Annotated in this window: 8 protein-coding genes; 4 read left to right on the top strand and 4 right to left on the bottom strand. The window is 72.2% G+C overall.

The genetic code is table 11. The features are described from left to right. Position 1 precedes the first annotated feature (1 nt). From ACYVGD_RS00265 to ACYVGD_RS00250, 4 genes are all read right to left on the bottom strand, one after another. Positions 2 to 661, bottom strand: a complete 660-nt coding sequence (locus ACYVGD_RS00265) for a hypothetical protein (RefSeq protein WP_460740959.1) — start codon at positions 659 to 661, stop codon at positions 2 to 4. A gap of 5 nt (positions 662 to 666) precedes the next feature. After that, positions 667 to 1,944: a toxic anion resistance protein gene (locus tag ACYVGD_RS00260; RefSeq protein ID WP_460740958.1), complete on the bottom strand. Its 1,278-nt coding sequence runs from the start codon at positions 1,942 to 1,944 to the stop codon at positions 667 to 669. 107 nt (positions 1,945 to 2,051) lie between these two features. Then, entirely contained in the window at positions 2,052 to 2,672 is a 621-nt protein-coding gene (locus ACYVGD_RS00255; RefSeq protein WP_460740957.1) for a TetR/AcrR family transcriptional regulator, read from the bottom strand. A 54-nt stretch (positions 2,673 to 2,726) separates the two neighbouring features. Then, complete coding sequence (locus ACYVGD_RS00250) at positions 2,727 to 3,686, bottom strand: DNA polymerase domain-containing protein (RefSeq protein WP_460740956.1); 960 nt, start codon at positions 3,684 to 3,686, stop codon at positions 2,727 to 2,729. Between the two features lie 42 nt (positions 3,687 to 3,728). On the opposite strand from ACYVGD_RS00250, the gene moeB reads away from it, so the two are divergent. The 4 genes from moeB (at position 3,729) to nudC (ending at position 12,455) form a co-directional block, all read left to right on the top strand. Next, entirely contained in the window at positions 3,729 to 4,901 is a 1,173-nt protein-coding gene (gene moeB / locus ACYVGD_RS00245) for a molybdopterin-synthase adenylyltransferase MoeB (protein ID WP_460740955.1), read from the top strand. 122 nt (positions 4,902 to 5,023) lie between these two features. Continuing rightward, complete coding sequence (locus tag ACYVGD_RS00240; protein ID WP_460740954.1) at positions 5,024 to 8,278, top strand: ATP-dependent helicase; 3,255 nt, start codon at positions 5,024 to 5,026, stop codon at positions 8,276 to 8,278. Further along, complete coding sequence (locus ACYVGD_RS00235) at positions 8,275 to 11,565, top strand: ATP-dependent DNA helicase (protein WP_460740953.1); 3,291 nt, start codon at positions 8,275 to 8,277, stop codon at positions 11,563 to 11,565. The genes ACYVGD_RS00240 and ACYVGD_RS00235 overlap by 4 nt, the downstream gene beginning before the upstream one ends. A 20-nt stretch (positions 11,566 to 11,585) precedes the next feature. After that, entirely contained in the window at positions 11,586 to 12,455 is an 870-nt protein-coding gene (nudC, locus tag ACYVGD_RS00230) for an NAD(+) diphosphatase (protein WP_460740952.1), read from the top strand. Positions 12,456 to 12,460: the final 5 nt, after the last annotated feature.

Below are 12,460 nucleotides of genomic sequence, written 5' to 3'. Positions count from 1 at the left end.
GTCACTCCAGATCGAGCGGGTTGCCGGGACCCGGAGCTCGTCCGGAGCGACCCAGCGGGGGCAGGGGAGGCGGCATGTTCGGCGGAGCGATCGGCTGACCGGGCTGCTGGGGGGACGGCGGCATGCCTTGCGGCGGTAGGCCGGGCCCCGGCTGCTGCAGGTCGAGCTGGCCTCCGGTCGAGGCGTGGCCGAAGCGCTCCTGCAGGAAGCGGCCGTGGGCGATCAGGGCGTTGGCGTCCTGGCGTGCCACGGCGTCCAGGATCTTCTCCATGGTCGCGCCGAGCAGGTCGAGCTGGTCGATCAGCAGCATCAGCGACGTCTTGCCGTTCTCGACCGGACGCGAGTCGGCCCAGTCGCGCGGCAGGCGCAGATAGTTCGACAGCGCCTCCGGCAGGTAGTCGGTCGCGGTGGCCATGACGGCGTACGAGTCGGACGAGCCCATGCCGAGCGCACGCAGACGCGGGATGGTCTCGCGCACCAGGTTGGCCACGCGCCCCACCCGCGCGAGAACGATCGGGTTGAGCCGGGCGTCGCGCGCCATCTGCTCGGTGCGGTCGAGGGCGTTGAGGATGTCGTCGGCCGTGGGGACCGGCGGCGTCGTCACCGCGCCCTCGGGCTCGAGTTTGTCGTTGACCCTCTGGACCCAGTCGAGGAACCCCATGGGCGTCAGCGGAGGCTGTTGGAGTTGGGCATGCCGTAGTTCGACTGCGGGGTGCCCTCGAACTCCAGGCTTCCGTCGGCCAGGCGCTGGTCCTGCTTGCGAGTGCGCTCCAAGTAGGACTTCGACTTGTCGACCTCGTGCTCGAGGACGCCGATGGTCTGGGCCATCGTGTCGAGGGCCTGGGACTTGAAGTTGTCGATCGAGTCCATCGTGTCGTAGATGTTCTGGAAGGCGTTCTGGAGCTGCGGCAGGCCGATCGTCGCCGACGCGGCCTGGGCCTGGATGTTCGCCGAGCTCTCCTTCAGCGCCAGCGACGTCTGCTCGATGATGTTCGACGTCGTGGTGTTGAGGGCCGTGATCTGGTCGAGGACGAGCTTCTGGTTGGTGAGGGCCTGCGACACGATGACGGCCGTACGCAGCGCCGACATGGTCGTGGTCGACGCGCGGTCGACGCCCTTGATGAGCTCGATGTTGTTCTTGATGATGACGTCGATGGCCAGGTAGGACTGGATGGAGACCGCGAGCTGGGTGAGCAGGTCCTGGTGCTTCTGGCGCACGTAGAACAGCACGTCCTGGCTCAGCGACTTCGCCTTCTCCTCGTCGGTGATCTCGAGCTGGGAGATCTGGGCCGACAGCTTCGCGTCCAGGTTCTCGGCGATGTAGATGTACTGGTTCAGCCGCGCCATGGTCGCCCAGAGGTTCTGCTTTTCCATGTTGAGAGCGACGTTGTCCTTGGCGAGCTCGTCCTTGCCGTTCTGCAGCGAGTGGAGCAGGCCGTTCAGATGGGACTGGGCCGACTGGTATTTGCGGAAGTAGTCGACGACCTTGTCGCCGAAGGGGATCATGCCGAGGAACTTGCGTGTGCCCGTGGCCTGGGAGGGGTCGAGGTCCTCCACGGTGCGGCGCAGCTCGAGAAGCGTCTTGCCGATGGCGTCGCCCGACGAGGTGCCGCCCTCCTTCATCGCACGCACGGGCGCGTCGAGGAGGCGGTTCGACGCCTCGGCGGCCTTGCGGATGTCGGCGTCGCCCATGTTGCGCACGGCGGCGGCCTGCTTGTCCATCTCGGGGGAGCGGGCCTCTGCAGCGGTCAGGGACTGCATGAACGCGTCGACCTTCTGGTCGAGGACCGGCACCTGCTCGGTCTTGACCGGGGGAGCCATCTTAGGCGCCTGCGTGGCGGTGACGGGCGCCGGGGCGGGCGGAGCCTCGAGGGTGAGGACGGCCTCGCCGCCGGCGGGCGGCTCGAGGGGTGCGGGCTGACCGGTGGCGCCGGGCTGGGTCATGGTGTCTCCCCTTGACTTGATGGGCTCCGCTATCGGATCCCCTTGCTGGGCCACAGTAGTGGCCCGACGGGGCAACTGTGCCCCGAGCGTCGACCGTGTGGGACGGCTCAGGCGCGTCCGGTCTTCGGGAACGAGGCGATGCCGCGCCAGACCAGGGACGCGACGAGGTTCGAGGCCTCCTCGACGGGGATGTCACGGCCGGCGGCGACCCAGTGGCGGGCGCTCACCTGGGCCAGCCCGACCATGGCCACGCCGAGCAGCCTGGCCCGGTCCTCCGGGATGTCGGTGTCGGTGGTGATGACATCGCCGATTGTCTGGGCGAGGTCCTGGTGGACCTGCCAGATGCGCTGCTGGACCTGCACGTCGGTCAGGTCGGATTCGAACACGAAACGGAACTGGCGTCCCGACTCGGAGACGAAGTCATAGAAGGCGCCGATCGCCGCGCGCACGCGCTCCTTGTTGCTGTCGTGGGCGCGCATCGCATCGGTCACCCGCTCGGTGAGCGCCTCGGCCGCGGAGTCGAGGAGCGCCTGATAGAGCTCGAGCTTCGACGGGAAGTGCTGGTAGAGCACGGGCTTCGACACGCCCGCTGCCTCGGCGATGTCGTCCATCGCTGCGGCGTGGTAGCCCTTGTCGGCGAAGACCCCGCCGGCCGCGCCGAGCAGCTGGGCACGACGCTGGTCACGGGGCATGCGTGGGCTGCGGGCGGCGGGCCGGGGGTTCTCCATTCTGCTGATCCTACTGCCCGGTCACCGTGCGGGCACGTGGGCGCACCGGGAGAGTCACGCCGTGTCGGTCCAGGGAAGCTCAGGGCGCTCGGCCCCGGGGTCGACGAGGTCGGCGAGGAGGTCGCCCCGCTCTGCGATGCGGGCGAGGACGTCGTCGGGGTGGAACAGCAGGTCGCTCGGCGCGTCAAGGGCGGCGATCTCGTCCCAGTCGAGGGGGGTCGAGACGGTGGGGCGGCGGTGCTTGCCGCGTAGCGAGTAGGGCGCGACGGTGTTGCGCCCGGGCAGGTTCTGGTTGTGGTCGACGAACACCCTGCCCGCCCGCTCGGCCACGCTGACGGTGGCCACGAACAGGTCCGGCTCATGGGCGAGCAGTCGGCGCCCCAGGTCCTGGACGTACGCCGTGCACAGCCTCCCCGCCGTGGGCCGCACGGGCGCGTACAGCTGCAGGCCCTTCGACCCGGAGGCCTTCACCAGCGGGGTGAGCCCGTCGGTGGCCATCAGCCCACCGGCCAGCATGGCCGCGCGCGCCAGGTCACGCGTCGCCAGGCCCTCCCCGGGGTCGAGGTCGACGACCACCGCGGTGGAGTCGACGGTGTCGAGGTCGACGGGGTCGTCACCGCGTACGGAGTCGGGAGCCGCGTGCCACTGGGGGACGTGCATCTCCAGCGCCGCCAGGTTGGCCAGATAGACCAGCGTCGCGGGCTCCTCGGCGACGAGATAGGTGATGGTCCCGTCGCTCGAACGGACCGTCAGACGGTCGACCCAGTCGGGGCACCCCATGGGCACGTTCTTCTCGTAGAACGAGAACGCGCCGGGACCGGTCCCGTTCGGCTGGCGTACGCGCGTCATGGCGCGACCGTGCAGGTGCGGCAGCATCACGGGTGCGACCTGCAGGTAGTAGCTCAGCACCTCGCCCTTGGTCCAGCCCGTCTCGGGGTAGAGGACCTTCTCGAGGTTGGTCAGCTTCAGGGTGCGCCCGTCGACGACCGTGCGGACCTCGGAGCTGGTAGCCATGACCGGAGTCTAGAGGGGAGGTGCGGTGGGTACGCTGGCGCGGTGATCGTCGAGCCGCTCGTGGAGCCGGGACCCCCGCTGACGCCCGAGGAGGTACGGCGCTACTCGCGCCACCTGCTCCTGCCGGAGATCGGGCTGGAGGGGCAGCGCCGCCTGAAGAACGCCCGCGTGCTCGTCATCGGGGCCGGGGGCCTCGGCTCGCCCGCGCTGACCTACCTGGCCGCCGCCGGGGTGGGGACCATCGGCGTGATCGACGACGACGTCGTCGACGAGTCGAACCTGCAGCGGCAGGTCATCCACGGCGTCGCCGATCTGGGACGGCCCAAGGTCGAGTCCGCGGGCGACCGCGTGGCGCAGATCAACCCGCTGGTCACCGTCGAGGTCCATCACGCGAGGCTGACCGCCGAGAACGCGCGGCGGCTCGTGTCCGCGTACGACCTGGTGGTCGACGGGACCGACAACTTCCCGACGCGTTACCTGGCCAACGACGCATGCGCGCTGGAGGGCCGGCCCTACGTGTGGGGGTCGATCTTCCGTTTCGACGGGCAGGTGTCGGTGTTCTGGGCCGGCCACGGGCCCTGCTACCGGTGCCTGTTCCCCGAGCCGCCGCCCGCTGGGTCGGTGCCGTCGTGCGCCGAGGGAGGCGTGCTCGGCGTGCTGTGTGGCGCCGTCGGCTCGGCCCAGGTCACCGAGGCGATCAAGCTGCTCGTGGGCGCGGGTGACGTGGCCTGCGGCCGCCTGTCGGTCCACTCCGCGCTGCGCGGCACCTGGGCGGCGCTGCCCGTCGCGGCCGACCCCGGGTGCGCGCTGTGCGGCGCCAAGCCGACCATCACCGAGGTCGAGCCGCTCGTGGAGGCCTGCGTGCCGCGTCCGGTGGCCCTCGCGGGGCGCGCACTCGACGTGGTGACGCTGCAGGCGTGGCTCGCCGAGCGCGAGGCCGGCGTACGCGACTTCGACCTGGTCGACGTGCGCGAACCGGGCGAGCGGGCGATCAACGCGATCCCGGGCTCACGGCTCGAGCCGATGTCCGGGTTCGAGTCGGGTGAGGCCCTGGCGGGGCTGGGGGACAGGCCCGTCGTCGTCTACTGCCGCTCGGGGGTGCGATCGTCCCAGGTGCTCGGCCGGCTCCGCGAGGTCGGGCTCGACGCGTGGCACGTCGATGGCGGCGTGCTGGCGTGGGTCGAGCGCGTCGACCCCTCCCAGCCGACCTACTGAGTCACCCGGACCCGGGCGTCCGGAGAGAGCCCCCGGCACGACGCGGCGCCCCCCGTGCGGAGGCGCCGTCGATGGTGGGCCGCGGGGGTGGCGGACCGAACCTGTCGGAGGCGTCTGATTGCATGGAGGACGTGCGTGGATCCTTCGAGCTCGAGCGGGTGGTGCCCGACGTCGCCGTGCCCATGCTCGACGCCGACCAGCAGCGGGTCGTCGACCACACCGACGGGCCGCTGCTGGTGCTCGCCGGTCCGGGGACCGGCAAGACGACGACGCTCGTCGAGGCCGTGGTGCGCCGCATCGAGCGCGGTTCGCGTCCGGGAGCCGCTCCTCTGGTGCTCACCTTCTCCCGACGCGCGGCGCTCGACCTGCGGGCGCGGGTGACCGCACGCCTGGGGCGGTCGGTCGAGACGCCCTCGGTCCTCACGTTCCATGCGTTCTGCTTCGCACTCGTGCGCCGGTTCGCCGATCAAGACGACTACGGCAGCGGCCTGCGGCTGCTCACCGCACCCGAGCAGGAGTTCCGCGTGCGCGAGACCCTGGCCGGCGCGCTGGAGGGGGCCGAGGAGTGGCCCGAGTCGGTCAGGGCCGCCTTCGAGACCAGGGCCTTCGCCGGTGAGGTACGCGCGGTGCTGGCCCGGGCCCGCCAGTTGGGCATGGACCCCGAAGATCTGGGAGAAGTGGCAGCCCGCGCCGGTCGCGCCGAATGGCTCAACGTGGCCGAGTTCATGGACGAATACCTGAAGGTGCTCGACTGGGAGCAGGCGCTCGACTATGCGGAGCTCGTCCACCGCAGCCGCATCCTGCTGGCCGACCCCGACGTGCTGGCCACGGTGCGACGTGAGATCGACGGCGTGTTCGTCGACGAATACCAGGACACCGACCCCTCCCAGGCCGCGCTGCTGCGCACGCTGGCCGGCCGCGGTGGACACTGCGTGGTCGTGGGTGATCCTGACCAGTCCATCTACGGCTTCCGCGGTGCCGAGGCGCGCGGCATCACCGACTTCCGTGAGCGGTTCCGCACCGTCGACGACCAGCCCGCCGAGGTCGTCGCGCTCGGCACGACCCGGCGCTTCGGCGCGGCGATCTCGGCCGCGACCCGACTCGTGGCCCAGCGGCTGCCGCTCGTCGGCGTCCCCGCCGAGGTGCGCGAGACGTTCCGCACGCCGACGCTCGCGCCGGGCGCACCCCGCGGGCGCGTGGAGGTCCTCACGTTCGACTCGGCGGGCGCCGAGGCCGAACACCTGGCCGACCTGTTGCGCCAGGCCCACCTCCATGACGGCATCGGCTGGCACGAGATGGCGGTGCTGGTCCGCTCCGGACGCCGTGTCATCCCCGGCCTGTCGCGGGCGCTGGGCGCCGCTGGCGTGCCGGTGGAGGTGGCCGGCGACGAGATTGCGTTGTCGGCCGAGCTTGCGGTCCGGCCGCTGCTCCTCGCCCTCGAGGTCGTGGCCCGCGGGCGCGAGCTGGACGCCGACGAGGCCGCCCGTCTCCTGCTGTCCCCGCTCGGCGGTCTCGACTCGCTGGGGCTGCGGCGCCTCGGACGCGACCTGCGCGACGCCGAGCGTCTCGAGCTGGGCGGCGTGGTGCCGCCTCCGTCTGACGAGCTGGTGCGACGGGCGGTCATCGAGCCCGAGCGCATCGACGACGCCGTCGCCGCGCTGGGGCGCACGTCCCCCGAGCTCGAACGGGCGCGCACGCTGGCCGACCTGCTCAAGGCGGTCGAGGCGGGCGTCAACGCCGCCGCCACCGCCGAGGAGGCGCTGTGGGCGCTGTGGAGCGGCACCCCGTGGCCGCAACGGCTCCAGGATGCGGCCCTCGCGGGCGGTGATCAGGGCCGACGCGCCGACCGTGACCTGGACGCGGTCTGCGCCCTGTTCGAGGTCGCCGCCCGGTCCGAGGAGCTCGCCGGTCAGCGTGGCCTCGAGGCGTTCCTCGCCGAGGTGGCGTCCCAGCAGATCCCGGCCGATACCCAGCGCGAAGCCGATGTGCGCGGACGCGGCGTACGTGTCATGACCGCCCATCGCGCCAAGGGTCTGGAGTGGCGGCTCGTCGTGGTCGCCTCGGTCCAGGAGGGCATGTGGCCCGACCTGCGTACGCGTGGCTCGCTGCTCGAGGCCGACCGTCTCGGCCGGGTCGCCGGGCGGTGGGGCATCACCGACCCGCCGCCGACCTCCGCTCGCCTGGCCGAGGAGCGACGCCTGTTCTACGTCGCGTGCACCCGGGCCCGCGAACGCCTGGTCGTGTCGGCGGTCGAGGGGACCGAGGGAGAGGGGGACCAGCCGTCACGGTTCCTCGGCGAGCTCGGGGTGAAGGCCGTCCACGTCGTGGGCCGCCCGGCACGTCCGCTGACCCTCCCGGCGCTGGTGGGTGAGCTCCGCCGCGTGGCCGTCGACCCCGACCGGCCACCCGCGGTGCGTGACGCCGCCGCCGTCCGGCTGGCGCGGCTCGCGGACGCCGTGGACGACGACGGCCGCCCCGTCGCCCCGGGCGCCGATCCTCGTCGGTGGTGGGGGATGCACGAGTTCACCGAGGGCGACCGGCCCGTGGTCCCGCCCGACGAGCCCATCCGGATCTCCGGCTCGACGCTGGGCGCCCTCGTGAGCTGTCCCCGTCAGTGGTTCCTCTCACGCCGCGCCTCCGCGGAGGCGGGCCGCTCCAGCGCCGCCAGCGCGGGCGAGGTCATGCACGTCCTGATCGACCACGCCGAGCGTGAGGGCGTCGACGCCACCGACCTCGCCGACACCCTTGACCACGTCTGGGACCGCATCGAGTTCGACGCGACCTACCTCTCGGCGGTCGAGCGGGCCGAGGCCGAGGGGGTGCTGGAGCGGTTCGTCGCCTGGCAGGACGCCAACGCCCACCGCGAGGTGCTCGGCTCCGAGATCCGGTTCGAGGTCCCGCTCGAGGTCGACGGTGACCACGTCGTGCTCCACGGCACCGTCGATCGCCTGGAGCGCCTTCCCGACGGGCGCCTCCACGTCGTCGACTTCAAGACGGGCCGGCGCCCCGTCGACAAGAAGGAGGTGCCCACCCACGAACAACTGGGCGTCTACCAGCTCGCGGCGTCGTTGGGGGCCTTCGACGCGTACGCGCCGGGGGAGCGCCGGGTCGCCGGGGCCGAGCTGGTCTACCTGCGGGTCCAGGACAAGACGGACGTGCCCTACCCGGTGGTGCTGCCCCAGGACTCGCTCGACGACCGTCCCCACGTCGACGACGCCGATACCGTCGCCCCGACCTGGGTCCACGCCCGGCTGGGCGAGGCGAGCCGAACGGTGCGCACCGAGGACTTCCGCGCCCAGGTGGGGTCGTCGTGCCGCTACTGCGCGTTCGCGGGAAGCTGTCCGGCGCGCGCCGAGGGAGGGGGGATCGTTCCGTGATCGACAACGTGAGCCCGCTGCCGGTGCGACGGCGGCTGCGTGACCCCGACCAGCTGTGCGAGGCGCTCGGCATCCCGTTCTCCGACGAGCAGCTGGCGGCGATCACCGCTCCGCTGGAGCCCGGCGTCATCATCGCCGGCGCGGGGTCGGGCAAGACGACGGTGATGGCTGCGCGTGTCGTGTGGTTGGTCGGCACCGGCGCGGTGCGGCCCGAGGAGGTGCTCGGGCTGACGTTCACGCGCAAGGCCGCGGCCGAGCTGTCGACGCGCGTGCGTCGCACGCTGGCCAACGCCGGTGTTGTGACCGCCGACGGGGTCGACGAGGCCGGTGAGCAGGTCGTCATGACCTATGACGCGTTCGCCGCCCGGCTGGTCTCGGAGCACGGGTTGCGCATCGGCGTCGACTCCGAGCAGACGATGATCACCGGCGCGACGCGCTACCGGCTCGCGTCGCGGGTGGTGCGCGCGGCCGCCGGCCCCTTCGAGGCGCTGTCACGCCTGCGGCCCGCCACGATCACCGAGCGCGTGCTGAAGCTCGACGCCGACCTCCAGGCCCACCTCGTCGGCCAGGACGAGCTCGACCGCCACGCACGTGAGTACGCCCTGGCCTGGGCGCAGGCACCGCTGGCCCGTGGCGGCCGCCCCTACGCCGACGTGGTGCGCGCCGAGGCGATGCTCGCCGAGCGCCTCGAGCTGGCCTCGCTCGTGGCCGACTACCAGGCGCTCAAGGCACGGCTCGGGGTCGTCGAGTTCGCCGACCAGATGGCGGTGGCGGCGCGTCTGGTCCGCGAGGTCCCAGCCGTGGCGCGGATGGTACGCAACCAGTTCCGGGTGGTGCTCCTCGACGAATACCAGGACACGTCGTCGGCCCAGGCGATGATGCTGCAGGGCCTGTTCTCGGGCGGCGACGCCGAGTCGGGACGCGGTCACCCGGTGACGGCGGTCGGCGACCCGTTCCAGGCGATCTACGGCTGGCGCGGGGCCGCGGCCAGCAACATCCTGCAGTTCGCCACCGACTTCCCGCGCGCCGACGGCCGTCCCGCGGCGAGCTTCTCGCTGACGGTAAACCGGCGCTCGGGCCAGACGATCCTCGACGTGGCCAACGTCCTGGCCCGCCCGCTGCGCGCCGACCCGCTGCTCGAGGGGCAGCCCGCCGACCTGAGCGGGACCGAGCTCGTGGCCCCGCGGGGTGCCCACCCGGGCGAGGTGAGGTCGGCGACGTTCGACACGTGGCCCCAGGAGGTCGCCTGGGTCGGCGCGGCGATCGCGGCCGCCCACGACACAGGGGAGGTCGGTGCGTGGTCCGACATGGCGGTGCTGTGCCGTCGCAACGCCGACATCGCCGCACTGTTCGCCGATCTCACCTCACGTGACGTCCCGGTCGAGATCGTTGGCCTCGGGGGGTTGCTCGAGCTGCCCGAGGTGCGTGACGTCGTCGCCACGCTGACCCTCATCGACGACGTCACCGCGAACCCCGATCTCGTGCGGCTCGTCTCGGGCCCCCGTTGGGCCGTCGGACCGGCCGATCTTGCGGCCCTCGGCGGCCGGGCCCGCGAACTGGCCCGTTCCCGCAGCGACGGACCCGCCGGTGACGACGCCCTGCTCGCGGCCCTCGAAGAGGCGATCGCCGACGTCGACCCCACCGAGGTCGTGTCGCTGCTGGACGCCATCGACAACCCCGGTGACGCGCCGCTGTCAGCCGATGCCCGAGCCCGGCTCTCGGCGTTCGCCGCCGAGATCAGGGGTCTGCGGGCCCACGCCGACGAGCCGGTGCTCGACCTCGTGCGACGGGTCATCGCCGTGCTGGGTCTCGACATCGAGCTCGTCGCCACCCCTCACTTCGCCCGCACGGAGCGACGCAACCAGCTCGCCGTGTTCGTCGATGCTGTGGCCGACTACGTCGACGTCGACGGGGACGCGTCGCTGTCGGGGCTGCTGGCCTACCTGCGGGCCGAGGTCGAGCAGGGCGCGGGACTGGAGCGGGCGGTCCCGAGCGACGTCGACTCGGTGAAGCTGCTCACCGTCCACAAGGCCAAGGGGCTGGAGTGGGAGATGGTCTTCCTGCCCGCGTTGGTCGACGGCGTGTTCCCGTCCGACCGGGTCAGCGACAACTGGGTGACCACCCCCGCCGCGATCCCCGCCGACCTGCGCGGCGACAGACACTCGATCCCCCAGCTCCAAGAGGCCTCCAACGACGGGCTCAGGGCCTATCGCGCGGCGTTGAAGGACCAGCAGGTGCGCTCCGAGGACCGTCTCGGCTATGTCGCGGTCACCCGCGCCAAGCGGATCCTGGTCGGCACCGGTCACACGTGGCGCCCCGAGGCCACGAGGCCGCGCACGCCGTCGGACTACCTCCGGGCCATCCAGATCGAGGCGACGCGTCAGGGGCACGTGGTGGCAGAGGCGGCCCCGGTCGCGGTCGATGCTGTCAACCCCCTCGACGTCGAGGCCCGGCCCGTGCCGTGGCCCCGACCGCTCGACCCCGACCAGCGCGGCCGGCGTCGGGACGCGGCCCTCGCCGTCCAGGCCGCCCGTGAGCGATTCATCGCGACGGGGACGTACGAGGCCGACACCGAGTCCCTCATGCTCGACGACGCCTCACGGGTCGCCGAGTGGGACGCCGACCTCGCACGCCTGGTCGCGGAGGCCCGCGAGTCACGCCGGGGGCGGCGTCGCGTACGCCTGCCCGCGGCGTTGTCGGCGACCCAGCTGCTGGCGGCCCGGCGCGACCCGCAGGCGTACGCCGCCGAGCTGGTGCGGCCGATGCCCAGGCCGCCGTCGCGCCAGGCCCGGTTCGGCACGCGTTTCCACCGCTGGATCGAGCGTCACTACGGCGAGATGGGGCTGCCTACGCCGCTGGTCGATCCCGACGAGCTGCCGGGGCGCGCCGACGCCGGCGCGGTCGACGAGAGCGACCTCACCGAGCTGTGCGAGGCCTTCACCGCCGGACGCTACGGCGATCGTGTGCCGTCCGAGCTCGAGGCACCCTTCACCTTGGTGCTCGACGGCCAGCTGATCCGCGGCCGCATCGACGCCGTCTTCGCTCTTGACGGCACCGACCCCGATGCGCCGGGAGCGCTGTGGCAGGTCGTCGACTGGAAGACCGGGCGCGCCCACAGCGCCGACGAAGGCCAGCTCGCGCTCTACCGGCTGGCGTGGGCCGAGCTGAAGGGCGTACGCCTCGACCAGGTGGACGCGGTGTTCTACCACGTGCGCGACGACGAGGTTGTCCGACCCACCTCGCTGCCGGGCCGCGACGAGCTCGCCGGTTGGCTCGACCTGGGGTGACTCGGCGGTACGGTGGACCCGTGAACGACCAGTGGGCCACAGCCAGCCAGCTAGACCGAGCCGAGATGCATCGCGGTTCCGTCGAATGGGTCGCCGGCCTGTGGAAGCGCGAGGACGCGCTGCTGGTGAAGGTCGACGACGACGGGCGACTGTTCTGCGATCCCGAGGAGCGCCGGCTGCGCATGACGCGGCCCTTCGTCGAGTTCGACGCCCAGCGCCACGTGTTGCTCGGGCTCGTCGACGAGGCCCCCGTGTTCGCCGTGCGTGCCATCGCCGACGGCCCCACGGCGTCGCTGCGCCAGCTCAACGCCCACCTCGAAGGGCCCTGGCTCGACGTGGCCACGACTGCTGTCGCCATGCTCCACTGGCACTCCCTCGACCCGCGCTGCGCCGGCTGCGGCGGCGAGACGAGCGTCGGCACCGGCGGCACGACACGCCACTGCGCCAGTTGTGAGCGCACCCACTTCCCGCGCACCGATGCCGCGATCATCGTGGCCATCCTCAACGACCGCGACGAGATCCTGCTCGGCCACCAGGCTGGCTGGGGCGAGGGCCGGGTCTCCCTGCTTGCCGGTTTCGTCGAGGCGGGGGAGTCGCTCGAGGAGGCCGTCCATCGCGAGATGGCCGAGGAGGCCGACGTGGCGCTCGAATCGGTCAGCTATTTCGGGTCCCAGCCGTGGCCCTTCCCCCGCTCGCTCATGGTCGGCTTCGTCGCCCGCGCGAGCAGTCGTGAGTTCTCGGTCGACGGAGAGGAGATCGAGTATGCCCAGTGGTTCTCGCGCGCCGACCTCGACGCCCGGCTGGCCGACGGCACGGTGAGTCTTCCGCTGGAGGGCACGATCGCCCACCGCATCATCTCCGCGTGGCGCGAGCGCCGTCTGGAGCACTAGCCCCA

It is taken from the genome of Mariniluteicoccus endophyticus (assembly GCF_054780035.1).
The sequence above is the reverse complement of the archived record's forward strand: the minus strand, read 5'-3'. Positions and strand labels throughout refer to the sequence as shown.

What these genes read in the sequence shown, in the direction of transcription:
- ACYVGD_RS00255 (WP_460740957.1), bottom strand. Translation starts at nt 2,672, where the DNA reads ATGGAGAACCCCCGGCCCGCCGCCCGCAGCCCACGCATGCCCCGTGAC.
- ACYVGD_RS00240 (WP_460740954.1), top strand. Translation starts at nt 5,024, where the DNA reads ATGGAGGACGTGCGTGGATCCTTCGAGCTCGAGCGGGTGGTGCCCGAC.
- ACYVGD_RS00260 (WP_460740958.1), bottom strand. Translation starts at nt 1,944, where the DNA reads ATGACCCAGCCCGGCGCCACCGGTCAGCCCGCACCCCTCGAGCCGCCC.
- ACYVGD_RS00265 (WP_460740959.1), bottom strand. Translation starts at nt 661, where the DNA reads ATGGGGTTCCTCGACTGGGTCCAGAGGGTCAACGACAAACTCGAGCCC.
- ACYVGD_RS00250 (WP_460740956.1), bottom strand. Translation starts at nt 3,686, where the DNA reads ATGGCTACCAGCTCCGAGGTCCGCACGGTCGTCGACGGGCGCACCCTG.